The sequence below is a fragment of the Streptomyces sp. NPDC086989 genome (assembly GCF_044745505.1).
Lineage (GTDB): Bacteria > Actinomycetota > Actinomycetes > Streptomycetales > Streptomycetaceae > Streptomyces.
The window spans coordinates 1-26,143 of sequence record NZ_JBIVAL010000021.1; the positions used below are offsets into that span (position 1 = coordinate 1).

19 protein-coding genes and 1 rRNA gene are annotated in these 26,143 nt (G+C 72.0%); 11 read left to right on the forward strand and 9 right to left on the reverse strand.

Annotated features, from left to right (window positions below):
• Window positions 1–91, forward strand: a 5S ribosomal RNA gene (gene rrf / locus ACIPK4_RS34835); the annotation flags it as partial.
• A 101-nt stretch (window positions 92–192) separates the two neighbouring features.
• Here the strand turns inward: rrf and ACIPK4_RS34840 are convergent.
• From ACIPK4_RS34840 to ACIPK4_RS34865, 6 genes are all read right to left on the reverse strand, one after another.
• On the reverse strand, window positions 193–789 hold the full coding sequence (locus ACIPK4_RS34840) for a Uma2 family endonuclease (protein WP_402320512.1): 597 nt from the start codon (window positions 787–789) through the stop codon (window positions 193–195).
• A 109-nt stretch (window positions 790–898) separates the two neighbouring features.
• Window positions 899–2,209 carry a DUF58 domain-containing protein gene (locus tag ACIPK4_RS34845; protein ID WP_402320515.1) on the reverse strand — a complete coding sequence of 437 codons (1,311 nt, stop codon included), beginning with the start codon at window positions 2,207–2,209 and terminating at the stop codon, window positions 899–901.
• The gene (locus ACIPK4_RS34850; protein WP_402320518.1) at window positions 2,209–3,171 is read right to left on the reverse strand and encodes an AAA family ATPase; all 963 of its coding nucleotides are present in this window, start codon (window positions 3,169–3,171) and stop codon (window positions 2,209–2,211) included. The genes ACIPK4_RS34845 and ACIPK4_RS34850 overlap by 1 nt, the downstream gene beginning before the upstream one ends.
• Window positions 3,168–4,418, reverse strand: coding sequence for a DUF4350 domain-containing protein (locus ACIPK4_RS34855; RefSeq protein WP_402320521.1), 1,251 nt, complete (start codon window positions 4,416–4,418; stop codon window positions 3,168–3,170). The genes ACIPK4_RS34850 and ACIPK4_RS34855 overlap by 4 nt, the downstream gene beginning before the upstream one ends.
• Window positions 4,415–5,092, reverse strand: a complete 678-nt coding sequence (locus tag ACIPK4_RS34860; protein ID WP_402320663.1) for a DUF4129 domain-containing protein — start codon at window positions 5,090–5,092, stop codon at window positions 4,415–4,417. The genes ACIPK4_RS34855 and ACIPK4_RS34860 overlap by 4 nt, the downstream gene beginning before the upstream one ends.
• 10 nt (window positions 5,093–5,102) lie before the next feature.
• A complete protein-coding gene (locus tag ACIPK4_RS34865; protein WP_402320523.1) occupies window positions 5,103–6,389 on the reverse strand; it encodes a hypothetical protein in 1,287 nt (428 codons plus the stop codon).
• A 229-nt stretch (window positions 6,390–6,618) separates the two neighbouring features.
• Between ACIPK4_RS34865 and mtrA the strand changes: the two genes are divergently transcribed.
• The 6 genes from mtrA to ACIPK4_RS34895 all read left to right on the forward strand — a co-directional run bounded on the left by mtrA (window position 6,619) and on the right by ACIPK4_RS34895 (window position 14,009).
• A complete protein-coding gene (gene mtrA, locus ACIPK4_RS34870) occupies window positions 6,619–7,308 on the forward strand; it encodes a two-component system response regulator MtrA (protein WP_385187124.1) in 690 nt (229 codons plus the stop codon).
• Window positions 7,309–7,405: 97 nt separating this feature from the next.
• Window positions 7,406–9,325, forward strand: a complete 1,920-nt coding sequence (mtrB, locus tag ACIPK4_RS34875; RefSeq protein ID WP_402320526.1) for an MtrAB system histidine kinase MtrB — start codon at window positions 7,406–7,408, stop codon at window positions 9,323–9,325.
• The gene (locus ACIPK4_RS34880; RefSeq protein ID WP_402320529.1) at window positions 9,315–11,168 is read left to right on the forward strand and encodes an LpqB family beta-propeller domain-containing protein; all 1,854 of its coding nucleotides are present in this window, start codon (window positions 9,315–9,317) and stop codon (window positions 11,166–11,168) included. Before mtrB ends, ACIPK4_RS34880 begins: the two co-directional genes overlap by 11 nt.
• 75 nt (window positions 11,169–11,243) lie before the next feature.
• A complete protein-coding gene (locus tag ACIPK4_RS34885; RefSeq protein ID WP_402320532.1) occupies window positions 11,244–12,059 on the forward strand; it encodes a ComF family protein in 816 nt (271 codons plus the stop codon).
• Between the two features lie 354 nt (window positions 12,060–12,413).
• Window positions 12,414–13,109: a ribosome hibernation-promoting factor, HPF/YfiA family gene (hpf, locus tag ACIPK4_RS34890; protein ID WP_327283683.1), complete on the forward strand. Its 696-nt coding sequence runs from the start codon at window positions 12,414–12,416 to the stop codon at window positions 13,107–13,109.
• A gap of 198 nt (window positions 13,110–13,307) precedes the next feature.
• Window positions 13,308–14,009, forward strand: a complete 702-nt coding sequence (locus tag ACIPK4_RS34895) for a response regulator transcription factor (RefSeq protein WP_054225197.1) — start codon at window positions 13,308–13,310, stop codon at window positions 14,007–14,009.
• Window positions 14,010–14,030: 21 nt separating this feature from the next.
• Here the strand turns inward: ACIPK4_RS34895 and ACIPK4_RS34900 are convergent, their stop codons facing one another.
• Window positions 14,031–15,227, reverse strand: a complete 1,197-nt coding sequence (locus tag ACIPK4_RS34900) for a winged helix-turn-helix domain-containing protein (protein ID WP_402320537.1) — start codon at window positions 15,225–15,227, stop codon at window positions 14,031–14,033.
• 10 nt (window positions 15,228–15,237) lie between these two features.
• On the reverse strand, window positions 15,238–15,819 hold the full coding sequence (locus tag ACIPK4_RS34905; RefSeq protein ID WP_402320540.1) for a GNAT family N-acetyltransferase: 582 nt from the start codon (window positions 15,817–15,819) through the stop codon (window positions 15,238–15,240).
• A 241-nt stretch (window positions 15,820–16,060) separates the two neighbouring features.
• Here ACIPK4_RS34905 and secA point away from each other — a divergent pair, with 241 nt between their 5' ends.
• Complete coding sequence (secA, locus tag ACIPK4_RS34910) at window positions 16,061–18,850, forward strand: preprotein translocase subunit SecA (protein WP_054225194.1); 2,790 nt, start codon at window positions 16,061–16,063, stop codon at window positions 18,848–18,850.
• Between the two features lie 73 nt (window positions 18,851–18,923).
• Here secA and ACIPK4_RS34915 read toward each other — a convergent pair whose 3' ends face one another.
• A complete protein-coding gene (locus ACIPK4_RS34915) occupies window positions 18,924–19,313 on the reverse strand; it encodes an Rv3235 family protein (RefSeq protein WP_402320543.1) in 390 nt (129 codons plus the stop codon).
• 303 nt (window positions 19,314–19,616) lie between these two features.
• Between ACIPK4_RS34915 and ACIPK4_RS34920 the strand changes: the two genes are divergently transcribed.
• The 3 genes from ACIPK4_RS34920 (at window position 19,617) to ACIPK4_RS34930 (ending at window position 26,119) form a co-directional block, all read left to right on the forward strand.
• Window positions 19,617–20,117 carry a DUF6912 family protein gene (locus ACIPK4_RS34920; protein ID WP_402320546.1) on the forward strand — a complete coding sequence of 167 codons (501 nt, stop codon included), beginning with the start codon at window positions 19,617–19,619 and terminating at the stop codon, window positions 20,115–20,117.
• Window positions 20,114–20,797 (forward strand): HAD family hydrolase, encoded by a 684-nt coding sequence (locus tag ACIPK4_RS34925; RefSeq protein WP_402320549.1) that lies wholly within the window; start codon window positions 20,114–20,116, stop codon window positions 20,795–20,797. Before ACIPK4_RS34920 ends, ACIPK4_RS34925 begins: the two co-directional genes overlap by 4 nt.
• A gap of 354 nt (window positions 20,798–21,151) precedes the next feature.
• Window positions 21,152–26,119, forward strand: coding sequence for an NAD-glutamate dehydrogenase (locus ACIPK4_RS34930; RefSeq protein ID WP_402320552.1), 4,968 nt, complete (start codon window positions 21,152–21,154; stop codon window positions 26,117–26,119).
• The last annotated feature ends 24 nt before the right edge of the window (window positions 26,120–26,143 follow it).

Consider the following 26,143-nt stretch of genomic DNA (forward strand, 5'->3'; position numbering starts at 1 on the left):
GCCCGGTTACATTCCGAACCCGGAAGCTAAGCCTTTCAGCGCCGATGGTACTGCAGGGGGGACCCTGTGGGAGAGTAGGACGCCGCCGAACAACCATTGTGGGAAAGCCCCGCACCAGCCCTTAGCGGCTCGGTGCGGGGCTTTTCTGCGTTCAGCGCCCGTTTGGCGCGCAAGTGAGAGGTTCCGCCCTCCTCACCAGTCGGCGGGGTAGCTCTTGAGGCTGGTGGTGTCGAGCGTCCAGCGGCCGACGGTGACGGTGTCACCGAAGGCGTACGGGACCTTCTTGCGGTAGCGGATGCCGTCGGGCCCCTCCAAGGGCTCGCTGTGCACTGTGACGGTCTTCTGTTCCTTGCGGGGGTCGACGACGACGTAAAGAGGGACTCCCATCCGTGGGTAGTCGTGCAGCTTGTCGCGGATGCCGGTGTGGGAATTCGTGCGGGAGACGACCTCCACCACCATCAGGACATCGCGGGAGTTGACGACCTTTGCCGTGTCGTCCGTGTCTTCCTCCGCGAGAACCATGAGGTCGGGGATTTTGGTCAGGCCGGTCACCGGGTCGCCCATGTTGGTGTTGTTGAGGGCCATGACCTCGGGTGTCTGGGCCTCGATCTGGCGGCGCAGCCGCACCACGTTGAGCCCGTGCGGAGCCGTCGGGCTCATCATCGTGAGGAAGATCTGACCGTCGGTGGTCTGAACCTTCCACTGGTCTTCCTGGTGCTCGGCCAGCTCCGCGAGCTGCTCCGCGAAGTCGTGCATGCGGCGCATCTGCTCGGGGGTGAAGTCGCCCATGGCGGTCCTCCTAGTGGATGCCTGATCAGCGTATCCAGTCGGGGCACCCCCTAGGCCCTGTCGTCAAACTCCCGTCGTCGCGGGGCAGACGGCAGTTTGACGACAGGGCCTAGAGGCGTCCCGCGGCCTTCAGGGCCAGGTACGCATCGGAGAGGGCGGGGGCCAGGGCGTCCGGGGTGGCGTCGACGACGTGGACCCCGTGGCGGGTGAGCTGCTCCGCCGTACGGCGGCGGGCCGCCTGGGACTGGGTGCCGGCCGCGGCCTCGTAGACCGCGTCGAGCGTGCCGCGTGACTTTGTCATCTCCTCGACGCGCGGGTCCGCCACCGACGCCAGCAGAACCGTGTGGCGCTGCGTGAGGCGGGGGAGGAGGGGGAGCAGGCCTTCCTCTGTCGGGGCCGCGTCCAGGCTCGTCAGGAGCACCACCAGGGAGCGGCGCGGGGCATTGCGCAGGATCGTCGAGACCAGGGTGCGGGAGTCGGTTTCGACGAGCTCCGGTTCCAGGGTGGCCATGGCGTTGACGAATGCCGGCAGGACGTCGCCGGCCGAGCGGCCCTGGACCTGGGCGCGGGTTCGGCGGTCGTGGGCCAGCAGGTCGACGCGGTCGCCCGCCCGCGAGGCCAGGGCGGCCAGCAGCAGGGCCGCGTCCATCGCCGAGTCCAGGCGGGGGGCGTCGCCGACGCGGCCCGCCGATGTGCGTCCCGTGTCCAGGCAGATCAGGATGTGCCGGTCGCGTTCCGGGCGCCAGGTGCGGACGGCGACCTTGTCCTGGCGGGCGGTGGCGCGCCAGTCGATCGAGCGGGTGTCGTCGCCGGGGACGTAGTCGCGGAGGCTGTCGAACTCGGTGCCCTCGCCGCGGGTCAGGACGCTCGTACGGCCGTCGAGTTCGCGCAGCCGGGCCAGCCGCGAGGGGAGGTGCTTGCGGCTGGTGAAGGGCGGCAGGACGCGGACCGTCCACGGGACGGTGTGGGTGCCCTGGCGGGCGAGCAGGCCGAGCGGCCCGTACGAGCGGATCGTGACGCGGTCGGCCCGGCGGTCTCCGCGGCGGGTCGGCAGCAGCCGGGTGGTGATCCGGCGGCGTTCGCCCGGCGGGACCGTCAGCGTGTGCCGGGAGGCGCCGGCCTCGGTGCCCGGGGTCCAGCTGCTGGGGGGCCAGGCGTCGCGGACGCGGGCCCGGAGCGGGCGGGTGCCCGGGTTGGTGAGGGTGAGGTGGACCTGCGCGGGTTCGCCGAGGCGGACGGAGGAGTCGCCCGAGCGGGTGAGCGTGAGCCTGCGGACCGGCGCCGCGAGGGCGTAGTCCACGGCGCAGGCCAGGCCGAGGGCGCCGTTGACCGCGAGGATCCCCGTCCAGCTCGGTTCGAGCAGGCCGACGGGGAGGCTGCCGAGGGCCGCCAGCAGGGCGGCGCGTCCGGTGAGCGCCATCAGCGGGGTACGGGGACGTGGGACAGGATCGCGGTGATGACGGCGTCGGCCGTGACGCCCTCCATCTCGGCCTCCGGGCGGAGTTGGACGCGGTGGCGCAGTGTGGGCAGGGCGAGGGCCTTGACGTCGTCGGGGGTGACGTAGTCGCGGCCGGTCAGCCAGGCCCAGGCGCGGGCGGTGGCCAGCAGGGCGGTCGCGCCGCGCGGGGAGACGCCGAGGGTGAGGGACGGCGATTCGCGGGTGGCGCGGCAGACGTCGACGACGTACCCGGCGATCTCCGGGGAGACGGCCACCTTGGCGACGCCGTCGCGGGCGGCTTCGAGTTCGGCCGCCCCGGCGACCGGGCGCAGACCCGCGGCCTTAAGGTCGCGCGGGTCGAAGCCGCCGGCGTGCCGGGTCAGGACGCCGATCTCGTTCTCGCGGGAGGGCAGGGGCACGGTGAGCTTGAGGAGGAAGCGGTCCAGCTGGGCTTCCGGGAGGGGGTACGTGCCCTCGTACTCGACCGGGTTCATGGTGGCGGCGACCAGGAACGGCTCGGGCAGGGCGCGCGGCGTGCCGTCGACGGTGACCTGGCGCTCCTCCATGGCTTCGAGGAGGGAGGACTGGGTCTTGGGCGGGGTCCGGTTGATCTCGTCCGCGAGGAGGAGGTTGGTGAAGACCGGGCCGTTCTGGAAGGAGAACTCGGCGGTGCGGGCGTCGTAGACGAGCGAGCCGGTGACATCAGCGGGCATCAGGTCCGGGGTGAACTGGACGCGCTTGGTGTCGAGGGCGAGGGAAGCCGCGAGGGCCCGTACGAGGAGGGTCTTGGCGACACCGGGCACGCCTTCGAGGAGGACGTGGCCGCGGCACAGCAGGGCGACGACGAGACCGGTGACGGCCGAGTCCTGGCCGACGACGGCCTTTCCGATCTCGGTGCGGATCGCCTCCAGGGAGGAGCGGGCGCTGTCCGTGGTGGCCGTCATGAGGTGCGGACCTCTCTTTCGAGGGCGTCGAGGTGGTCGGCGAGCGCGACGAGGGCCGCGTCGTCGGCGGGCGTGGTGCCGAACAGGAGGGCGGTCAGGTCCCCGTGACCGTCGGTCAGGCGGGCGGACACGGCGGGGACCAGCGCCGCGGGTTCGTGGGCCCCGGTGGGCGGTACGCCGACCAGGGCGGCCAGGCGTTCGCGGGCGGCGGTGCGCAGCACGGTCGCGGCGCGGTCGCGGGCGCCGGCCTTGCGGTAGAGGCGGGCGCGGCCCTCGGTGGTCTCGGAGGCGCGGATGGCGACGGGCAGTTGCTCGGTGACGAGGGGGCCGAGCCGGCGGGCGCGCCAGAGGGCGGCGAGGGCCGCGGCGAGGAAGAGCTGGAGGAGGGCCCAGCCCCAGCCGCGGGGGACGAGCTCGAAGAGGCTCTTCTGCGCGGCGGGGTCCTCGTCCTGGACCTCCGTCAGGGAGGGCAGGTACCAGACGAGTTCGGGGCGGGAGCCGAGGAGCTGGAGGGCGAGGGAGGCGTTGCCCTCGGAGGCGAGCCTCTTGTTGAGCAGGATCGTCCCGGAGCCGAGGAGGACGGTGTCGCCGCCGGTCGTGCCGGAGGGCAGGACGAGGAGGGTGGGGTGGCCGTCGTCGGGGTAGCAGGCCGTGCCGGTCGCTCCGTCGGTGGTGTAGCGGTGGCCGCCGCCGGTGCCGGCGCGGCCGGCGGAGAGGGCGGCGGGCAGGGTGCAGCCGGGGTCGAGGTCCCGTTCGAAGGCGCCGCCCTTGGTGCGGGCGGCGGGGGCCAGGTCGGGCAGGCTGAGGCCGCCGGGGGCGAGCAGGACGGTCCGGCCGCCGGAGAGGTCGATGACGGAGCGGATGGTGCGGCGCTGGGTGTCGCCGAGCCGGTCGGGGTCGGTGACCAGCACGGTGGTGCCGGGGCCGGCCGCGGCGGCGGCCTCGCGGGCGGTGGTGACGACGCGGGTGGTGACCCCGCGGGCCTGGAGCAGCTCGGCGACGGCCCGGCTGCCGTCGGGGTCGGCGGAGCGGGGGTCGAGGCGGCCGTGGCGGCTCCCGGAGCCGAGGGCCGCGAGGGTGATCGCGGCGGCGAGCAGGATGGCGAGGCAGATCAGCGAGCCCCGGAACCGCCGCCACGCGAGGAGACCGGCCGGGCTGCCGCCGGCGGCGGGCGTCGGGGCGGCAGCCGCTGCCGGGGTGCCGGACCGGGGTGCGGCGGTGGGCGGGTCCGGGGTGGGGGCGGTCATGCCGGGGGTCCCGTCAGCAGCGGCTTCGTGCGGGTCAGGGCGAGGTCGAGGGTGCGCAGGCGGGCGTACGTGTCGGAGTCGGCGGTGCGGCCGCCGTAGGTGACGTCGTCGAAGGCGCGGGCCGCCGTACGGAGGGCCTCGGCGTGGTCCGGGAGGGACGCGGCGGCTTCGGCGGCGGCCTCGTCGGCGGTGCGGCCGGGGCGCGGGTCGAGGAGGGTGCGTTCCTCGAGGGAGCGGACGACGGCCCGCATGCGCTCCTGGACGGCTTCGGTCCAGCGGCCCGCGGCGGCGTGCGCGTCGGCGGCGGCGCGGTGGTCGGCGGAGCTGCGCAGGGCGTCGTCGAACAGGGTGGCGGCGCCGGTGGCGGTCCGGCGGGGGGCGCCGAGCCGCCACCACAGGGCGGTGACGGCCAGGGCGGCGAGGACGGCGATCGCGGCCAGGCCCAGGGTGCCGCCGGGGGTGGCGCCCTGGGCGCGGTCGAAGAGGTGGCCGACCCATTCCCAGAAGCGGTCCAGGGCGCGCTGGAGCAGGCCCGGGTCGTCCTGGTGGTACAGCGGTTTGGACAGTTCGCGTTCGGCCGCCTCGCGGGCGGGTTGCCGCGGTGTCGTCACCGGTGGTTTCTCCGCGGTCGGCAGGATCGCCGCGGCGCGTGTGATGAGGCCCCCCGTGCTCATCATCGGTGCATCACCCTCCGGTGGGCGGCGCGGCCGGGTCCGAGCCGTAGTTCTCCAGGCCCGCCGCCCGGGCGAGCTCCAGGTCGAGGGCTTCGCGGCGGATGCGCTGGTCGACGTACAGGAGGACGGTGACGCCCGCCTGGATCGGCATGGTGATCGTCTGTGCGATGACCGCGCCGACGGCGGCGAGGATCAGCGGGGCCCAGCCGGTGGCGGCGGTGCCGTTCTCCAGGCCGCTGACCCCGCCGTCGGCGAGGCCGATGGCCAGACCGAGGGCGGTCAGCGGGTAGACGATGACGGCCGAGACGAAGGCGGTGATGAGGCCGGTCAGGGCGGTGATCCCGAAGATGCGCCACCACGAGCCCCGCACGAGGCGGGACGAGCGGCGCAGCGAGGTGATGACGCCGGCCTTCTCCAGCATCAGGGCGGGCGAGGCCAGGCTGAACTTGATCCCGAGCCAGATGAGGAGGGGTACGGCGGCGAGGCCGCCGACGAGTCCGAGGCCGATGTTGCGCAGGAGGATGCCGGGCAGGAGCAGCACGACGACGAGGGCGGCGCCGCCGAGGCCCATCAGCAGGGTCAGCCCCAGCAGGTGGAGCAGCCGGGGGCGGGCCTCGCGCCAGGCCTGCCCGATCGTGGAGCCCTGGCCGAGCACGGCGCGGCTGAAGATCATCGTGACCATGGCGGTGGCGATGATGGTCCCGATGAGCTGGATGAACCCGTTGGCGACCAGGGCCGTCATGGCGCCGCCGAGGGTGTCGAGGAGGTCCTGGAGGCTGGCTTCGGGGTCGGTGGTGACGGCGAGGTCGGCGAGCGCGTACTTCTGTACGAGGACGCTGATGACCTGGACGACGGTGGCCACGACGAGCGTGATCGGCAGGACCGAGCGCCAGTGGCTGCGCACGGTGGCGACGGCGCCGTCGAGGATCTCGCCGAGGTCGAGGGGGCGCAGCGGGATCACACCGGGCTTGGCGGCGGGGGGCTTGCCCCACTGGCCGGGGCCGCCCGGGTAGCCGTACCGGCCGCCCTCGGGGCCCTGGGGGCCGCCGTACGAGCCCCAGCCCGGGCCGGGCCGGGGCTGCTGCGGCTGCTGCTGCGGGGGCTTCGGGGCCTGGGGTGCGCCGGGGCTCGACCACTCGCCGGGCGGTGGCTGCTCCGCGGACCACTTCTGTCCGCCGGCGGGCTGCGACGGCTGCGGCGGTGCGCCGTCGGTGCCGCCCTGGCCGTCGGAGGCGCCCGGCCGCTCGCCGTCGGACGGGGAGGGTCCGGGCACGGCCCAGCCCGGAGAGTCGTTCATCGTCGCTCCTTCACGTGCACTGCGGGGGGCGCTGGTCGGCTGCCATCGTGCCACGTGGGAACGTAGAGCGGACCGGCCGTCCCCCCGGATCTCCTGCGGCCCGCGCCTTCAATTGTCGCCCGGATCCGGGGCAGACTGGACGCCCTGATCTCCACGCAGGTCCGAGGGGCGATTTCCAGCCCTTTTGGCTGTGGGACAGCTCACCGCCAGGTAACGATTAGCTAATGGGATGATGTCAAGCATGAAGGGACGAGTCCTTGTCGTCGACGACGACACCGCGCTGGCCGAGATGCTCGGCATTGTGCTGCGTGGAGAAGGTTTTGAGCCGTCGTTCGTAGCGGACGGCGACAAGGCACTGGCTGCCTTCCGGGAGGCGAAGCCGGATCTCGTGCTGCTCGACCTGATGCTGCCCGGACGGGACGGCATAGAGGTCTGCAGGCTGATCCGGGCCGAATCCGGCGTGCCGATCGTGATGCTCACCGCGAAGAGCGACACGGTGGACGTCGTCGTGGGCCTGGAGTCCGGGGCCGACGACTACATCGTCAAGCCGTTCAAGCCGAAGGAGCTGGTGGCCCGCATCCGGGCCCGCCTGCGCCGCTCGGAGGAGCCCGCGCCGGAGCAGCTGGCCATCGGTGACCTCGTCATCGACGTGGCCGGGCACTCGGTCAAGCGCGACGGTGCCTCGATCGCACTGACCCCGCTCGAATTCGACCTGCTGGTCGCGCTCGCGCGCAAGCCCTGGCAGGTGTTCACCCGCGAGGTGCTGCTGGAGCAGGTCTGGGGCTACCGGCACGCGGCGGACACCCGCCTCGTCAACGTGCATGTGCAGCGACTGCGCTCCAAGGTCGAGAGGGACCCGGAGCGCCCCGAGATCGTCGTGACGGTGCGTGGTGTCGGCTACAAGGCCGGACCGAGCTGACGTGCAGCCCGGCAAGTCCCCCAGCGGCTCCCGCCGAGGAGTCCTGCGGGGAGGTCGCCAGCTCCGTCAGATGGCCGACGGAGCTCCTGGCGGCCCTGTGCTGCGGTTGTTCGTACGTCTCGTACGACGACCGCTGCTTCCGGCTGTCCGGCTGTGGCGGCGCAACATCCAGCTCCGGGTGGTCGCCGCGACGCTGCTGATGTCGCTGGCCGTGGTGCTCGCGCTGGGCTTCGTGGTGATCGCCCAGGTCAGCAAGGGTCTCCTCGACGCCAAGGAGGAGGCCGCGCAGAGCCAGGCGGCGGGCGGGTTCGCGGTCGCACAGGAGAAGGCCAACACGCCCTCCACGGTGGACGGGCCCGACGCCACCGACAACAAGGTCGGCCGGGACGCCAGTACCTGGATGAACTCGCTGGTCAAGCAGCTCGCCAGTGGCGGCCAGACCGCCTTCGAGGTCGTCGCGCTCGGTACCGGTCCCGGTGCGGGCGGTGAACCCGGCGGGCAGCCGGGCGGGCCGTTCGTCTCGGGCGTCAAGGGCGCCCGCGCCTCCGGCAACGTGGACCCGACCGCGAGCGTCCCCCCGGCGCTGCGCCGGTCCGTCAACCACACCACCGGGACGTTCCAGACCTTCTCGCAGATCCGGTACACCGCCGGAGCCGGGGACAAGGCGCCCGAGCCCGCGCTCGTCGTGGGCAAGCGGCTCACCGACATCAACGGGGACCCGTACGACCTGTACTACCTCTTCCCGCTCACGCAGGAGGAGGAGTCCCTCAACCTGATCAAGGTCACCATCGCCACCGCCGGCGTGTTCGTGGTCGTGCTGCTCGGAGCGATCGCCTGGCTCGTCGTACGGCAGGTCGTGACGCCGGTGCGGATGGCCGCCGGGATCGCCGAACGGCTTTCGGCCGGGCGGCTCCAGGAGCGGATGAAGGTCACCGGGGAAGACGACATCGCCCGTCTGGGCGAGGCCTTCAACAAGATGGCGCAGAACCTCCAGCTCAAGATCCAGCAGCTGGAGGACCTGTCGCGGATGCAGCGCCGGTTCGTCTCCGACGTCTCGCACGAGCTGCGGACTCCGCTGACGACCGTACGGATGGCGGCCGACGTCATCCACGACGCCCGGGTCGACTTCGACCCGGTCACAGCGCGCTCCGCCGAACTGCTCGCCGGACAGCTCGACCGTTTCGAGTCGCTGCTCGCGGACCTGCTGGAGATCAGCCGGTTCGACGCGGGTGCCGCGGCCCTGGAGGCGGAGCCGATCGACCTGCGGGAGGTCGTGCGCCGGGTCATCGACGGCGCCGAGCCGCTCGCCGAGCACAAGGGCACGCGGATCCGGGTCCTGGGGGACACCCAGCCCGTCATAGCCGAGGCCGACTCGCGGCGCGTGGAGCGCGTGCTGCGCAACCTCGTCGTCAACGCCGTGGAGCACGGCGAGGGCCGCGACGTGGTGGTCCGCCTCGCGTCCGCGGGCGGGGCCGTCGCCGTGGCCGTACGGGACTACGGGGTCGGGCTCAAGCCCGGCGAGGCCACCCGCGTCTTCAACCGCTTCTGGCGGGCCGACCCGGCCCGCGCCCGCACCACCGGCGGCACCGGCCTCGGCCTGTCGATCGCCGTCGAGGACGCCCGGCTGCACGGCGGCTGGCTGCAGGCCTGGGGCGAGCCGGGCGGCGGCTCGCAGTTCCGGCTGACCCTGCCGCGGACCGCCGACGAGCCGCTGCGCGGGTCCCCGATCCCGCTGGAGCCGGAGGATTCCCGGGCCAACCGGGCCAGGGCCGCGGCCGAGGCGGCCGGCTCCGGTACGGCCCCGAGGGCGCCCCAGGGCCCGCCCCGGCCCGACCGGTCGCCGATACCGCCCCGGTCGGCGGTCGCCGGCGCGCTGCCGGTGCCCGCGGACCCCACGGCCCTGCCGGGCAACGGGGCCCGTGTCGTGTCCCGCCCGGCCGACCAGGTGACGGCCCCCGGCCGGGCCGCCGCCGAGCAGGCAGCAGGAGCACAGGAGGATGGCGCAGGTGGAAGCTGAGCCCGCACGGGTGCGCAGGGACGGCCGCCGCCGCTGGCGGAGGGTGCGGGCGTACGCCTTCGGCGCGGCCGGGCTGCTGCTGGCGGGCTGCGCGTCCATGCCCGACCACGGGGAGATCCGTGAGGTGCGGGCCTCGCAGGGCGTGGACTCCCAGGTCCGGGTGTTCGGTGTGCCGCCGGCCGACAAGGCCGGTCCGGCCGACATCGTCGACGGCTTCCTGGAGGCCATGACCAGCGACGACCCGCAGCTGCAGACCGCCCGCAAATACCTCACCGAGGAGGCGGCGAAGAACTGGAAGCCCGGTTCCGCCGTCACCGTGCTCTCCGCCGGCATCGACCGGTTCTCCGTCGGCGGCGAGAAGGAGCCCTCGGGCCCCCGCTACAAGATGACCGGAACGAAGCTCGCGACGGTGGACGAGCGCAGCGCCTACCAGCCGGAGACCTCCGCGAACAGGCGCTACGAGGAGTTCCTCCAGCTGGTCCAGGAGAACAAGCAGTGGCGTATCGCGACGCCGCCGAGCAGTCTCGTGCTGAGCGAGTCGGACTTCCAGCGCATCTACATGCCGGTCAACAAGTACTACTTCGCGGGCGGCAGCCTCGTCGCCGACCCCGTGTACGTGCGCCAGCGCAGCGATCCCGACTCGCGGATGGACCCGACGACGCAGACCGTGCAGTCCCTGCTCGCCGGTCCGTCCAAGTGGCTGGGACCCGTGGTCACTTCGAGTTTCCCGACCGGGACCGAACTGCGGGAGGGCACCAAGTCCCTCACGTACGACGGCCAGAACGTGCTGAAGGTGCCGCTCAACGACAAGGTCGACAACGTCGCGCAGCCGCAGTGCGAGAAGATGGCCGCGCAACTCCTGTACACGGTGCAGGACCTGACGGCGTCCCGGCTGGCCCGTGTCGAGCTGCTGCGCGCGGACCGGTCCTCGTTGTGCTCGCTGACCGAGGCGGCTGCGGCGGCGATCGCCCACCGGCCGCCGGTTCCCGAGTACCAGTACTACGTCGACAGCGGGGACCGGCTCGTCCGGATGAAGCTCGACGTCACCAGTGAGGACCAGCAGTACCGGCCCGAGCCGGTACCGGGCCCGCTGTCCCCCACCTCCGCGAACCCCGGCTTCAAGGTCGGCTCGGCGGCCGTCTCGTACGACGAGAAGCGCGCGGCGGTGGTCTCCGACGACGGGCGCGGGCTGCACCTGGTGAACATGACGACGGCCGGGGCCGTGCCGGCGCCGGTGCTGGGCAGCAAGGGCAGCAAGCCGAACGGGCTGGGTGCGCCGAGCTGGGACGCGGCGGGCGACGTGTGGGTCGCGGACCAGGATCCGCAGAACGCGGCGCTGTACCGGATCCCGGGCGCCACCTCCGTCCCGCAGAAGATCGACGTGGCCGGGCTCGACGGGCGGATCACCGCGCTGAAGGTGTCGCCGGACGGGGTGCGGATCGCACTGCTGGTGGAGAAGGACAACCGCAAGAACCTGTACATCGGGCGGATCGAACGGCCCGAGGGCAAGGGCGACGCGGCGCCGGTGTCGGTGCGCGAGCTGCGCCCGGCGGCCCCGCAGATGGCGAGCGTGAACGCGCTCAGCTGGGCGCCGCGGGGCCGGCTGCTGGTGGTGGGCCGGGAGAACGGCGGTGTCGTGCAGGCCCGGTACATGCTGGCCGACGGTTCGATGATCGCGGCGAGCCTGCCCGGGGCGACCGGGCTGGTCGCGGTCGCGGCGACCGAGGACGAGAAGAAGCCGGTGGTCGCGTTCTCCGAGGACGACGGGATCGTGTGGCTGCCGCCGGGTGCGCAGTGGCGCACGGTGGCCGAGGGCGGAAGGGCCCCGATCTACCCCGGCTGACCTGTGCTTCCCCGCCCCGGACCGGGGTTGTCCACAGGGGTGGCGGGTGTCCGGCCCGCCCGGCACAGTGGGGTCATGCGGGGGTGGTGGCAGGAGCTCGCCGGGCTGGTGCTGCCGGCCGGCTGCACCGGCTGCGGGGCTGCCCGTGAGCTGCTGTGCGCGGGCTGCGCGCGGGCGCTGAGCGGGGCCGCGGCGGGGCGTGTGAGCCCGTCTGCGGGGCCCGCGGGGCTGCCCGTGGTGCATGCGGCCGCCGTGTACGAGGGGGCCGTACGGGAGGTCGTGCTGGCGCACAAGGAACGTGGGGCGCTGCCGCTGGCCGGGCCGCTGGGCGCCGCCCTCGCGGTGGCGGCCGGGATGGCCCTCGGGGTGGGCGCCGGGGTGCCGGCCGGGGTGCCCTGCGCCGTGCCCGGTGCGGTGTCCGGCGGCGGAGTCCGGGGCGCCGCGGCTGCGTTGGCGGGCGCCGGGCCCGTCCTGGTTCCCGTGCCCTCGGCGCGCCGGCAGGTGCGGGCGCGCGGGCACGATCCGGTGCGCAGGATCGCCCTGGCGGCCGCGGCGCGGCTGCGGCGGGCCGGGGTCCCCGCGCGGGTGGCGCCCGTACTGCGCCATGCCCGGCCGGTGGCCGATCAGGCGGGCCTGGGGGCCCGGGAGCGGCGGGAGAACCTCTCGGGGGCGCTGGCGGTGCGCCGCGGCGGCCGGGCGCTGCTGCCGGACGGGGCTCGGATCGTGCTGGTCGACGACGTGATCACCACCGGGGCCACGCTCGCGGAGGCGGCCAGGGCACTGCGGGCGGTGTCGGTGGCACCGGTGACGGCTGCGGTCGTGGTGGCGGCCCCGCCGGACTCTTTTTTGAGCAATTCGGCCGACAACCCGTACAGAGCAACGTTCTTGTGAATAGATTTGGAACTCTCGGGGAAGGCGCATCGTTGCAGGTAGTAAGAGGGAACAGCCACCTGAACGGAGGTACGGTCCGGTAGCGGGTGCCGACAACCGGCATGGAGGGATATGTTCGGTTGTATGGAAGTGGCGAGTCCTGGCCCCACGCATCGGATCGCACGTTTCGTCGTTTGTGAATCTTCGTGTCAGAGGCTGTCTCTCGACTCCGAAGTCGGTGGGGTGTAGATCTTGCCGATGGGGGAGGAGGAGGTGAAAGTCGCCAAGTCCGAGGCTCCGGTGTTCACCGGAGCCTGGTGCGAAAGGGAGACGCTTCGCCCCATCGGGCGGAGCCATCCGGGAACGGAGTTCTGCGTGGACATCGTCGTCAAGGGCCGCAAGACCGAGGTGCCCGAGCGGTTCCGCAAGCACGTGGCCGAGAAGCTGAATCCCGAGCGGATCCAGAAGCTCGACGCCAAGGTGATCAGCTTGGACGTCGAGGTGTCCAAGGAGCACAACCCGCGCCAGGCCGACCGTTCCGACCGCGTGGAGATCACCCTGCATTCGCGGGGCCCGGTGATCCGTGCCGAGGCCGCCGCCGCAGACCCGTACGCGGCGCTCGACCTCGCACAGGACAAGCTGGAGGCCCGGCTGCGCAAGCAGCACGACAAGCGCTACACGCGCCGTGGCAACGGCCGGCTCTCGGCGGCCGAGGTCGCCGACGTGGTCCCCGGCGTGGCCCGGCTGAACGGAAGCGGCCAGCCGGTGACGGAGGAGGCGGCGGACGCGATCCCGACCACCCGGATCGGATCGCTGGAGGTCCAGGGCGAGGGCCCGCTCATCGTCCGCGAGAAGACGCACTCGGCCGCACCCATGCCGCTCGACCAGGCTCTGTACGAGATGGAGCTGGTCGGCCACGACTTCTACCTGTTCGTCGACTCCGACACCAAGATGCCGAGCGTCGTCTACCGGCGCCACGGCTACGACTACGGCGTGATCCACCTCAACTCCGACCAGGCCTCCAGCTCGGGTGAGCCCGGCGCAGGCGCGGGCGGGGCGCTCGGCGGCTGACGCCGCGTCCTGAATTTCGGTGAAGCGCCCCCGGGGACACGGCAGCGTCCCCGGGGGCCTCTGTATGACTCGTATGCGCCAGGTGGCCGTCGGACGCTCCCCGCCGGAGGGCGCGGGCATGGAATCATGGCGGGCAGTCAACCGGCCGACGATCCCGTCCGGTTGACCCGCAAGCTCGTACATGCAGGGGGAGGAACGATGGCGGACACCTTCGGGCCGGTGCGCGGTGACGAAGGCGGCGAGCCGATCCGGGTGCTCGTCGTGGACGACCACGCCCTGTTCCGGCGCGGGCTGGAGATCGTCCTCGCGCAGGAGGAGGACATCCAGGTCGTCGGGGAGGCCGGCGACGGCGCGGAGGCGGTGGACAAGGCGGCCGACCTGCTGCCGGACATCGTGCTGATGGACGTGCGGATGCCACGGCGCGGCGGGATCGAGGCGTGCACCTCCATCAAGGAGGTGGCCCCCTCCGCGAAGATCATCATGCTGACGATCAGCGACGAGGAGGCGGACCTCTACGACGCGATCAAGGCGGGTGCGACCGGGTACCTCCTGAAGGAGATCTCGACCGACGAGGTCGCCACCGCGATCCGCGCGGTGGCCGACGGGCAGTCGCAGATCAGCCCTTCGATGGCGTCGAAACTCCTGACGGAGTTCAAGTCGATGATCCAGCGGACGGACGAGCGGCGGCTGGTGCCGGCGCCGCGGCTGACGGACCGCGAGCTGGAAGTCCTCAAACTCGTGGCCACGGGAATGAACAACCGGGACATCGCGAAGGAACTGTTCATTTCCGAGAACACCGTGAAGAACCACGTCCGCAACATCCTGGAGAAGCTCCAGCTGCACTCCAGGATGGAGGCCGTGGTCTACGCGATGCGGGAGAAGATCCTCGAAATCCGCTGAGGTCCTGGTCCTCTCCCCGTCTCAGAGCGCGGCGAGTTCCGCGGTGACCGCCGCCGCCTGCTCGGGCGAGGCCGCGCGTTCGATGCGGACGGCGTCGCAGCCGACCCAGCCGGCCGCCTCGCGCAGCGCCTCGGCCATAGGGCGGGCCGCCTTGGGGGTGGTCAGGGAGAGCTGCCGGGCCACCAGCGTGCCGCCCTCGCGGGCCGGGTCGACCCGGCCCTGGAGCCGCCCGCCCGCCAGCAGCGGCATCGCGAAGTAGCCGTGTATCCGCCGGGCCTTGGGGACGTACGCCTCCAGCCGGTGCGTGAAGCCGAAGATCCGCTCCGTACGCGGCCGGTCCCACACCAGGGAGTCGAAGGGGGAGAGCAGGGTGGTGCGGTGGCGCCCCCGGGGGATCGTCGCCAGCGCGGCGGGGTCGGCCCAGGCCGCCTTGGACCAGCCCTCGACCTCGACCGGGACCAGGCCGGAGTCGGCGATCACCGCGTCGACCTGTTCGCCCTTGAGGCGGTGGTAGTCCGCGATGTCGGCCCTGGTGCCCACGCCCAGGCTCTGCCCGGCCAGTGCCACCAGGCGGCGCAGGCACTCGCGGTCGTCCAGGTCGTCGTGGAGCAGCGCGTCCGGGACCGCCCGCTCCGGCAGGTCGTAGACCCGCTTCCAGCCGCGGCGCTCGGTGCAGACCACCTCGCCGGTGTCCAGCAGCCACTCCACCGCGATCTTGGTCTCGGACCACTCGAACCACTCGCCGCCGTTCTTGGCGCCGCCCAGCTCGGACGAGGTCAGGGGGCCGTCCGCCCGGAGGCGGTCCAGGACCGCCCGCGTCGAGCGCTCCTTGTCCTGCAGGACGTGCCAGCGGTGGCCGCGGGCCCGGCGCGCACGGCGCCGGAACGCGAAGTGCGGCCACTCCTCGATCGGCAGGATGCAGGCCGCGTGCGACCAGTACTCGAAGGCGTGCCCGTCCGACCAGTACGCCGACTCGACCGCGGGGCGGCCGACCGCGCCCAGACGCGCGTACGGGATGAGCTCGTGCGAGCGGGCCAGGACGGAGATCGTGTCCAGCTGGACGGCGCCCAGGTGGCGCAGCACGCCCCGCACCCTCCCGCTGGCTCCGCCGGGGGTACCCCCGCCCCGGCGGAGCGGCGTCCCGAGGAAGCCCTGTGCGCGCAGGGCGATCCGGCGCGCGTCGTCGGCGGACAGGGACACGGAGGCGGCAGACGTCATGGGCCGCAGCCTAGGCGGAGCCACCGACAGCGGGGAGGTACGGCAGCGAGGGCGTCAGGCCGAGGTCCGACGGGAGCAGGGCGCCCACCCAGGAGTCCCGCGCGGTGCCGCGCCGCAGCACCGCGCCCCGCAGCACGCCCTCGAAGCGGAAGCCGGTCTTCTCCGCGACGGCCCGGGAGCCGGCGTTGCCGACCTCGGCGCGCCATTCCAGCCGTACGGCGCCCACCGCGGTGAAGGCCCAGCGGGACACGGCGGCGACGGCCTCGGTCATGTAGCCGCGGCCGCGGTGCTCCTTGGCCGCCCAGTAGCCGATCTCGTACGAGCCCGGCCCGCGCACGTGCACGCCGACGGCCGCGACCAGCGGGCCGTCCGGGCCGAGGCGGACCGCGAAGCTGTACGCCGTGTCCTCGCGCCAGCCGGTGGGGACGGTCTCGGAGACGAAGCTGCGCGCGTGCTCGCGCTCGTAGGGGGAGGGCACCATCGTCCAGCGCTGGATGTCGGGGTCCTGCACCGCGGTGTACACCTCCTCCTCGTCACCCGGGACGAAGGGGCGCAGGTGCAGCCGGGCCGTGTTCAGTGTCGTGGGCTCCATGTACGGATTCTGCGCGGCCGCGGCGGGCCGGGCGAGCAGTTTTCGCGCAAGACGTGCCGCTGACCCCGGCACCTTCCAGGTGCCTCGTACGTTCTCATTCCGGGCGCCCGTGCCCTGCGGGATACGGCGGACCTCCCGACGCGACCGCGTCCTCGCTTACGATGGCCGTTGCGGTGGGGCCCACCCTCCGTGCCCGTGTACGAACCAGTGCCAGGCCCGACCGGCAAGGAGACAAACCTCGGTGTCCGTCTTCAACAAGCTCATGCGTGCAGGCGAAGGCAAGATCCTGCGCAAACTGCACCGCATCGCGGACCAGGTCAACTCCATCGAAGAGGACTTCGTCAACCTCTCCGACGCCGAGTTGCGTGCGCTCACCGACGAGTACAAGCAGCGCTACCAGGACGGCGAGAGCCTGGACGACCTGCTGCCCGAGGCGTTCGCGACCGTCCGCGAGGCCGCCAAGCGCGTCCTCGGCCAGCGGCACTACGACGTCCAGATCATGGGCGGCGCCGCGCTCCACCTCGGCTACGTCGCCGAGATGAAGACCGGTGAGGGGAAGACCCTCGTCGGCACGCTCCCCGCGTACCTGAACGCGCTGTCCGGCAAGGGCGTCCACCTGATCACGGTGAACGACTACCTGGCCGAGCGCGACTCCGAGCTGATGGGCCGGGTGCACAAGTTCCTCGGCCTGGAGGTCGGCTGCATCCTGGCGAACATGTCCCCGGCGCAGCGCCGCGAGCAGTACAACTGCGACATCACGTACGGCACGAACAACGAGTTCGGCTTCGACTACCTTCGCGACAACATGGCGTGGTCGGCGGACGAGCTGGTGCAGCGCGGCCACAACTTCGCCGTGGTCGACGAGGTCGACTCGATCCTCGTCGACGAGGCCCGCACCCCGCTGATCATCTCCGGCCCGGCCGACCAGGCCACGAAGTGGTACGCGGACTTCGCGAAGCTGGTCACCCGTCTGACCAAGGGCGAGGCCGGCCAGCCGCTCAAGGGCATCGAGGAGACCGGCGACTACGAGGTCGACGAGAAGAAGCGCACGGTCGGCATCCACGAGGCCGGTGTGGCCAAGGTCGAGGACTGGCTCGGCATCGAGAACCTCTACGAGTCGGTGAACACCCCGCTCGTCGGCTACCTGAACAACGCCATCAAGGCGAAGGAACTGTTCAAGAAGGACAAGGACTACGTCGTCATCGACGGCGAAGTCATGATCGTCGACGAGCACACCGGCCGTATCCTCGCCGGCCGCCGCTACAACGAGGGCATGCACCAGGCGATCGAGGCGAAGGAAGGGGTGGACATCAAGGACGAGAACCAGACCCTCGCCACGATCACCCTCCAGAACTTCTTCCGTCTCTACTCGAAGCTGTCGGGCATGACCGGTACGGCCATGACCGAGGCCGCCGAGTTCCACCAGATCTACAAGCTCGGTGTCGTCCCGATCCCGACCAACCGCGACATGGTCCGCAAGGACCAGCCGGACCTGATCTACCGGACCGAGGTCGCGAAGTTCGCCGCCGTCGTCGACGACATCGCGGAGAAGCACGAGAAGGGCCAGCCGATCCTCGTCGGCACCACCTCGGTCGAGAAGTCCGAGTACCTCTCGCAGCAGCTCTCCAAGCGGGGCATCCCGCACGAGGTGCTCAACGCGAAGCAGCACGAGCGCGAGGCCTCGATCGTCGCCCAGGCCGGTCGCCGCGGCGCCGTCACGGTCGCCACGAACATGGCCGGCCGCGGTACCGACATCAAGCTCGGCGGCAACCCGGACGACCTCGCCGAGGCCGAGCTGCGCCAGCAGGGTCTGGACCCGGAAGAGCACATCGAGGAGTGGGCGCACGCGCTGCCCGCCGCGCTCAAGCGCGCCGAGGCGGCCGTGAAGGCCGAGTTCGAAGAGGTCAAGGCGCTCGGCGGGCTGTACGTGCTGGGCACCGAGCGGCACGAGTCGCGCCGCATCGACAACCAGCTGCGCGGCCGCTCCGGCCGTCAGGGCGACCCGGGCGAGTCCCGGTTCTACCTGTCCCTGGGCGACGACCTGATGCGCCTGTTCAAGGCGCAGATGGTCGAGCGCGTCATGTCGATGGCCAACGTGCCGGACGACGTGCCGATCGAGAACAAGATGGTGACGCGTGCGATCGCGTCGGCCCAGTCGCAGGTCGAGACCCAGAACTTCGAGACGCGCAAGAACGTCCTGAAGTACGACGAGGTCCTCAACAGCCAGCGCGAGGTCATCTACGGCGAGCGCCGTCGCGTCCTGGAGGGCGAGGACCTGCACGAGCAGGTGCGGTTCTTCATGGACGACACGATCGACGCGTACATCGCGGCCGAGACGGTCGAGGGCTTCGCCGAGGAGTGGGACCTGGACCGGCTGTGGGGCGCCTTCAAGCAGCTCTACCCGATCAAGGTCACGGTCGCCGAGCTGGAGGACGCGGCGGGCGACCGTGCGGGCATCACCGCCGAGTTCATCGCGGAGTCCGTCAAGGACGACATCCACGAGCAGTACGAGGCGCGCGAGAAGGCGCTGGGCTCCGACATCATGCGCGAGCTGGAGCGGCGCGTGGTCCTGTCGGTCCTGGACCGCAAGTGGCGCGAGCACCTCTACGAGATGGACTACCTCCAGGAGGGCATCGGCCTGCGGGCGATGGCCCAGAAGGACCCGCTGGTCGAGTACCAGCGCGAGGGCTTCGACATGTTCAACGCCATGATGGAGGGCATCAAGGAGGAGTCCGTCGGCTACCTGTTCAACCTGGAGGTCCAGGTCGAGCAGCAGGTCGAGGAGGTTCCGGTGCAGGACGCTGCGCCTTCGCTGGCCAAGGAGCCGGCGGGCGTGCGTCCGGAGATCCGCGCCAAGGGCCTGGACGCCCCGCAGCGGCCGGACCGGCTGCACTTCTCCGCGCCGTCGGTGGACGGCGAGGGCGGCGTGGTCGAGGGTGACTTCGACGCCGACGAGGCGGGCGACGGCATGACGCGTGCCGAGCGCCGCAAGGCGCAGAAGGCCGCGGGCGGCCGACGCCGCAAGAAGTAACACCCGCCGTACGGGCACCCCCGCCGGGGCCGGACACCACACGGTGTCCGGCCCCGGCGGCGTCGGTGGCCGCTCACGCCAGCGGGGCCATTTCGATGGCTGCGCAGCGCCAGCGGAGGTCCGGTCCCTGTTCGAGGCGGAACGCCATCGCCGAGACGCGTTCGCCCGTCGCGATGCGGGCGAAGGCCTCGATGACGCCCGGTCCCGGGTGGAAGCGGCCGCACTGGCGCAGGACCGGGCGCAGGCGTGCGCGGAGCGGGGCCGTGGGGGCCAGGGTGACGAGCTGGTCGTAGGCCGGGCCGACCGTGAGGCCCAGCAGCGAGTGGACCGGCCGCTGGCCGCTGACCACCGCGAGGAGCCGCTCCGCGAACCAGTCGTGCGGGCCGCGGGGGGTGCGGGGGCCGCCGGGGCGGCGCTGGTCGTGGCGGCCGGGGGGCCGGGTGGTGTTCCTGGTCCTGGTCATGGCGGTCGTCCCCGAGAAGTCCGGGCCCGGTGCGGTACCGGGCGGTAACTTGGTAGGGGACTTCTACGGTCCGCGCCCACCCTCCGCAACGACGCCCGCGGGGCCGGGGTGGGCCGGGGCCCCTTCACCTATCCGGGTGGGCGGCGCGGGGCCACCGGCCGTGGCCCGCGGCGGCGCGGGGCGCGCCGTGGACGCCGCCGGGCCCGCGCCCGGCAGCCCGAAGGGGGACCGCCGCCGTCACCCGGCGCAGTCCCGTCAAGTCGTATCCTGAGGGCGTTTTCCGACTACCGAAAGCAGCCGGCCATGCGCGTGTACGTCCCCCTGACCCTCCTCGGGCTCGCCGAGGCGCACAAGGCGGGTGAGCTGGGACCGGCCCCGCTGCGGGCATACGCCGTCACGCCCGGCCTGCGCGAGTGGTACGTGTCGGACGACCTGGAGGAGCTGGAGTACGCCGCGCTCGGCCGGGCCGCCACGGCGTCCCTGCGCCTGCTCGCCGCGGAGGGGGACGCCCCGCGCAAGCGCGTCGTCGTGGCCGTCGACGTGGACGACAAGGCCGTCACCGCGGTCCCCGGGGCCGACGAGGCCGCCCTGGGCCAGGTGTCGCTCGCCGCGGCCGTACGGCTGTCCGTGGCCGCCGCCGTGCACGTGGACGCCGATGACGCGCTCGAAGACGTGCGCGCGGCCGCCGCCGCACTGGATGCCGCGGACGCGGGAGACGACGACGCGCAGTCCACCGTGGACGGCGCCGAGGACCACGAACTGCTGTGGTTCGGCGTCCAGGAGATCCCGGGGCTGCTGAAATGAGCGTCAGCCCCACCTCCGCGGCCGGCGCCCACATCGTCTGGGACTGGAACGGCACGCTGCTGCACGACATCGACGCCGTCATCGCCGCCACCAACGCCTCCTTCGCCGAGTTCGGCTTCGCACCGATCACGCTGGAGCGCTACCGCGAGCTGTACGTCGTACCGGTGCCGAAGTTCTACGAGCGGCTGATGGGACGGCTGCCCACCGATGCCGAGTGGGAGGTCATGGACGAGACGTTCCACCGGTACTACTGGGCCGCCGCCGACACCGCCGGGCTCACCGAAGGGGCCCGGGAGCTCCTGCGGGACTGGCAGGCGGGCGGACTCACGCAGTCCCTGCTCTCCCTCGCGCCCCATGAGAGGCTCGTACCCCTCGTCGAGGCGCACGGGATCGGCGCGCACTTCCTGCGCGTCGACGGGCGTACCGGTCCCTCGCACACCAGCAAAGCCGTACACCTCATACGTCACATGGCGGCCATGGAGGGAACGGGCGTGACCGCCGACCGTACGATCCTCATCGGGGACGCCCTCGATGACGCACTCGCCGCGGCTCACGTCGGCGCCCGGGCCGTCCTCTACACGGGTGGCTCGCACAGCCGCCGCAGTCTGGAACGAGCCGGGGTCCCCGTCGTGGACTCGCTGGCCGAAGCCGTACGCACTGCTCGCGAGCTGGCCGAATAAGTACTGGCATCGGACGGCCCGCGTCACTGCGCACATCGTCAAAGTTCAAGACCTGCTTTTGTACAGATCTGGTGCGTGACGAGGAGGGGGTCGGGCGAGATAGCCTGGTACCCGTGATCAGCGCGATAGTCATCGGGGGCATTGCCGCCTCCGGCCAGCGCCCGGCGCACGACCGTGCCCGGGCCTTCGCTGATCCCCGCTGCCGGGACCTCACGCCGATCATGGCCAAATCCCTCCCGGGCGGTTCTCACGACGGCACGGCGCCGATCCCGAACGGTCACCCCGCATCGCGGCGCCACGTCATTCCTTCCTTCACCTACGTCACGCAATGGCGCGCGACAGGAGCCAGAGGACATGCAGACCAAGCTGGACGAAGCAAAGGCCGAGCTGCTCGCGCGGGCGGCACGGGTAGCTGAGAACAGCCCGGCCGGGGGGCTACTTCCGACTGGGTCCGAGCAGGGGGAGCGCCCCGACCGGGACACCACTCTCGCCTACCTCCAGCGCTACTACCTGCACACCGCCCCGGAGGACCTGCTCGACCGGGACCCGGTCGACGTGTTCGGGGCGGCGCTCTCGCACTACCGGCTCGCCGAGAACCGGCCGCAGGGCACGGCGAACGTGCGCGTGCACACCCCCACGGTCGAGGAGAACGGCTGGACCTCCAGCCACTCGGTCGTCGAGGTCGTCACCGACGACATGCCGTTCCTCGTGGACTCCGTGACGAACGAGCTGTCCCGGCAGGGCCGCGGCATCCACGTCGTGATCCACCCGCAGGTCGTCGTCCGCCGTGACGTCACCGGCAAGCTGATCGAGATCCTCGGTCCCGACTGCGACGCGCACGGCCCCAAGACCGCGCGCCCCCACGACTCGCTCGTCGAGTCCTGGATCCACGTCGAGATCGACCGCGAGACCGACCGCGCCGACCTCAAGCAGATCACCGACGACCTGCGCCGCGTCCTGTCCGACGTCCGCGAGTCCGTCGAGGACTGGGAGAAGATGCGCGACGCCGCGCTGCGCATCGCCGACGACCTCCCCGACGAGCCCACCGCGCCCGACCTGCGCGAGTACGAGCTCGAAGAGGCCCGCGAGCTGCTGCGCTGGCTCGCCGACGACCACTTCACCTTCCTCGGCTACCGCGAGTACAACCTCGTCGACGGCGACGCCCTGTCCGCCGTGCCCGGCACCGGCCTCGGCATCCTGCGCTCCGACCCGCACCACAGCGGCCAGGAGGACGACCACCCCGTCTCGCCGTCCTTCAACCGGCTGCCGGCCGACGCCCGCGCCAAGGCCCGGGAGCACCGCCTGCTGGTGCTGACCAAGGCCAACAGCCGCGCCACCGTGCACCGCCCCTCGTACCTCGACTACGTGGGCGTCAAGAAGTTCGACGCCGAGGGCAACGTCGTCGGCGAGCGCCGTTTCCTCGGCCTGTTCTCCTCCGCCGCGTACACCGAGTCGGTGCGCCGCGTCCCGGTCATCCGCCGCAAGGTCGCCGAGGTCCTCGACGGCGCCGGCTTCTCGCCGAACAGCCACGACGGCCGCGACCTGCTCCAGATCCTGGAGACCTACCCGCGCGACGAGCTGTTCCAGACCCCGGTCGACAAGCTCCGCGAGATCGCCACCTCCGTCCTGTACCTCCAGGAACGCCGCCGGCTGCGGCTGTACCTGCGCCAGGACGAGTACGGCCGCTACTACTCGGCGCTCGTCTACCTGCCGCGCGACCGCTACACCACCGGCGTGCGGCTGCGCCTGATCGCGATCCTCCAGGAGGAGCTCGGCGGCAGCAGCGTCGACTTCACCGCCTGGAACACCGAGTCGATCCTGGCCCGCATCCACTTCGTCATCCGCGTCCCGCAGGGCAAGGAGCTGCCCGTCCTGACGGACGGCGACGTCGAGCGCATCGAGGCCCGCCTCGTCGAGGCCGCCCGCTCCTGGGCCGACGGCTTCGCCGACGCCCTGGTCGCCGAGGTGGGCGAGGAGCGCGCCGCCGAGCTGCTGCGCAAGTACGGCACCTCCTTCCCCGAGGGCTACAAGGCCGACCACAAGCCGCGCGCGGCCGTGGCCGACCTGTGCCACCTGGAGCGGCTCTCCGCCAGCGACCGGCCCTTCGCGCTGTCGCTGTACGAGCCCGTCGGCGCCGGCCCCGGCGAGCGCCGGTTCAAGATCTACCGCACCGGTGAGCAGGTCTCGCTGTCCGCGGTCCTGCCCGTGCTCCAGCGCCTGGGCGTCGAGGTCACCGACGAGCGCCCGTACGAACTGCGCTGCAGCGACCGCACCAACGCGTGGATCTACGACTTCGGGCTGCGGATGCCGCTGCCCGCCGGCAACGGCGACACCTACCTCGGCGACGACGCCCGCGAGCGCTTCCAGGAGGCCTTCGCCGCGGTCTGGCAGGGCGACGCCGAGAACGACAACTTCAACACCCTGGTGCTCAGCGCCGGGCTGACCTGGCGCCAGGCCGTGGTGCTGCGCGCCTACGCGAAGTACCTGCGCCAGGCCGGCGTGAACTTCAGCCAGGACTACATGGAGGACACCCTCCGCAACAACGTCCACACCACCCGGCTGCTGGTCTCGCTGTTCGAGGCCCGGATGTCGCCCGGCCGCCAGTCCGCCGGCACCGAGCTCATCGACGCCATGCTGGAGGAGCTGGACGGGGCCCTGGACCAGGTCGCCTCGCTCGACGAGGACCGGATCCTGCGGTCCTTCCTGACGCTGATCAAGGCGACCCTGCGCACCAACTTCTTCCAGCTCAACGACGCGGGCGAGCAGCACGCGTACGTGTCGATGAAGTTCGACCCGCAGGCCATCCCCGAACTCCCGGCGCCGCGCCCGGCGTACGAGATCTGGGTGTACTCCCCGCGCGTCGAGGGCGTCCACCTGCGCTTCGGCAAGGTCGCCCGAGGCGGTCTGCGCTGGTCCGACCGCCGCGAGGACTTCCGTACGGAGATCCTCGGCCTGGTCAAGGCGCAGATGGTCAAGAACACCGTCATCGTGCCGGTCGGCGCCAAGGGCGGCTTCGTCGCCAAGAACCTGCCGGACCCGTCGGTGGACCGCGACGCCTGGCTGGCCGAGGGCATCGCCTCCTACAAGATCTTCATCTCGGCGCTGCTCGACATCACCGACAACATGGTCGGCGGCGCGGTCGTGCCGCCGAACGGCGTGGTCCGTCACGACGAGGACGACACCTACCTCGTCGTCGCCGCCGACAAGGGCACCGCGACCTTCTCGGACATCGCCAACGGCGTCGCCGAGGCGTACGGCTTCTGGCTGGGCGACGCGTTCGCGTCGGGCGGCTCGGCCGGCTACGACCACAAGGGCATGGGCATCACCGCCCGCGGCGCGTGGGAGTCGGTCAAGCGGCACTTCCGCGAGCTGGGCCACGACACCCAGACCGAGGACTTCACGGTCGTCGGCGTCGGCGACATGTCCGGCGACGTGTTCGGCAACGGCATGCTGCTCTCCGAGCACATCCGCCTGGTCGCCGCGTTCGACCACCGGCACATCTTCATCGACCCGACCCCGGACGCGGCGACCTCGTACGCCGAGCGCCGGCGCCTGTTCGAGCTGCCGCGCTCCTCGTGGGCCGACTACGACCCCGCGCTGCTGTCCGCGGGCGGCGGCGTCCACCCGCGCACCGCGAAGGCCATCCCGGTCAACGCGCAGATGCGCGCGGCCCTCGGCATCGAGGCGGGCGTCACCAAGATGACGCCGGCCGACCTGATGCAGGCGATCCTCCAGGCCCCCGTGGACCTGCTGTGGAACGGCGGCATCGGTACGTACGTCAAGGCCGGCACCGAGACGCACACCGACGTCGGCGACAAGGCCAACGACGCCATCCGCGTCAACGGCGGGGACGTCCGGGCCAAGGTCATCGGCGAGGGCGGCAACCTGGGCCTGACCCAGCTCGGCCGCATCGAGTTCGCCCGGATCGGCGCCGGCGGCGAGGGCGGCAAGGTCAACACCGACGCCATCGACAACAGCGCGGGCGTGGACACCTCCGACCACGAGGTGAACATCAAGATCCTGCTCAACGCGGTGGTCGCCGATGGGGACATGACCGTCAAGCAGCGCAACAAGCTGCTGGCGGAGATGACCGACGAGGTCGGGCACCTGGTGCTGCGCAACAACTACGCGCAGAACACCGCCCTGGCCAACGGCACCGCCCAGGCGCCCAGCCTGCTCCACGCCCAGCAGCGCTTCATGCGCCGTCTGGAGGCCGCCGGACGGCTGGACCGGGGCATCGAGTTCCTGCCCACCGACCGGCAGATCCGTGAACTGCTGAGCGCCGGCAAGGGCCTGACCCAGCCGGAGCTGGCCGTCCTGTTCGCCTACACCAAGATCACGGTGGCGGACGAGCTCATCGCCACCGAACTGCCGGACGACCCGTACCTGCGCCGTCTGCTGCACGCGTACTTCCCGGCCGCCCTGCGCGAGAAGTTCCCGGAGCAGATCGACGGACACGCGCTGCGCCGCGAGATCATCACGACGCTGCTCGTCAACGACACGGTCAACACCGGTGGTTCGACCTTCCTGCACCGGCTGCGCGAGGAGACCGGGGCCTCCACGGAGGAGATCGTCCGGGCGCAGCTCTCGGCCCGCGAGATCTTCGGCATGGCCGAGGTCTGGGACGCGGTCGAGGCGCTGGACAACAAGGTCGCGGCCGACGTCCAGACCCGGGTGCGGCTGCACTCGCGGCGCCTGGTCGAGCGCGGCACCCGCTGGCTGCTGAACAACCGGCCGCAGCCGCTCCAGATCACCGAGACCATCGAGCTGTTCGCCGACCGGGTCAGCGAGGTCTGGGACGAGCTGCCCAAGCTGGTGCGCGGCGCCGACCTCGACTGGTACCAGTCGATCGTGGACGAGCTGACCGGCGAGGGCGTGCCGGAGGAGCTGGCGGCCAAGGTCGCCGGGTTCTCCTCGGCCTTCCCGACGCTGGACATCGTCGCGATCTCGGACCGCACGGGCGTCGACCCGCTGGGTGTCGCCGAGGTGTACTACGACCTCGCCGACCGCCTGGAGATCACCCAGCTGATGGACCGGATCATCGAGCTGCCGCGGTCCGACCGCTGGCAGTCCATGGCCCGCGCCTCCATCCGCGAGGACCTGTTCGCGGCGCACGCCGCGCTGACCGCCGACGTGCTGGCGGTGGGCAACGGCGACTCGACTCCCGAGGACCGCTTCAAGGCGTGGGAGGAGAAGAACGCGGCGATCATCAGCCGGGCCCGGACGACCCTGGACGAGATCCGCGGTTCGGACGACTTCGACCTGGCGAACCTGTCCGTCGCGATGCGGACGATGCGTTCGCTGCTGCGCACCCACGGCTAGTCCCCGCGGGGCGTAGACGCAAGG

Excerpts from the sequence above, each read along its gene's own strand:
- ACIPK4_RS34845 (WP_402320515.1), bottom strand. The coding sequence starts at position 2,209 with ATGGCGCTCACCGGACGCGCCGCCCTGCTGGCGGCCCTCGGCAGCCTC.
- ACIPK4_RS34840 (WP_402320512.1), bottom strand. The coding sequence starts at position 789 with ATGGGCGACTTCACCCCCGAGCAGATGCGCCGCATGCACGACTTCGCG.
- ACIPK4_RS34915 (WP_402320543.1), bottom strand. The coding sequence starts at position 19,313 with ATGACCAGGACCAGGAACACCACCCGGCCCCCCGGCCGCCACGACCAG.
- ACIPK4_RS34885 (WP_402320532.1), top strand. The coding sequence starts at position 11,244 with ATGCGGGGGTGGTGGCAGGAGCTCGCCGGGCTGGTGCTGCCGGCCGGC.
- ACIPK4_RS34900 (WP_402320537.1), bottom strand. The coding sequence starts at position 15,227 with ATGACGTCTGCCGCCTCCGTGTCCCTGTCCGCCGACGACGCGCGCCGG.
- ACIPK4_RS34930 (WP_402320552.1), top strand. The coding sequence starts at position 21,152 with ATGCAGACCAAGCTGGACGAAGCAAAGGCCGAGCTGCTCGCGCGGGCG.
- ACIPK4_RS34850 (WP_402320518.1), bottom strand. The coding sequence starts at position 3,171 with ATGACGGCCACCACGGACAGCGCCCGCTCCTCCCTGGAGGCGATCCGC.
- ACIPK4_RS34925 (WP_402320549.1), top strand. The coding sequence starts at position 20,114 with ATGAGCGTCAGCCCCACCTCCGCGGCCGGCGCCCACATCGTCTGGGAC.
- ACIPK4_RS34860 (WP_402320663.1), bottom strand. The coding sequence starts at position 5,092 with ATGAGCACGGGGGGCCTCATCACACGCGCCGCGGCGATCCTGCCGACC.
- ACIPK4_RS34895 (WP_054225197.1), top strand. The coding sequence starts at position 13,308 with ATGGCGGACACCTTCGGGCCGGTGCGCGGTGACGAAGGCGGCGAGCCG.
- ACIPK4_RS34855 (WP_402320521.1), bottom strand. The coding sequence starts at position 4,418 with ATGACCGCCCCCACCCCGGACCCGCCCACCGCCGCACCCCGGTCCGGC.
- ACIPK4_RS34920 (WP_402320546.1), top strand. The coding sequence starts at position 19,617 with ATGCGCGTGTACGTCCCCCTGACCCTCCTCGGGCTCGCCGAGGCGCAC.
- ACIPK4_RS34905 (WP_402320540.1), bottom strand. The coding sequence starts at position 15,819 with ATGGAGCCCACGACACTGAACACGGCCCGGCTGCACCTGCGCCCCTTC.
- ACIPK4_RS34865 (WP_402320523.1), bottom strand. The coding sequence starts at position 6,389 with ATGAACGACTCTCCGGGCTGGGCCGTGCCCGGACCCTCCCCGTCCGAC.
- mtrA (WP_385187124.1), top strand. The coding sequence starts at position 6,619 with ATGATGTCAAGCATGAAGGGACGAGTCCTTGTCGTCGACGACGACACC.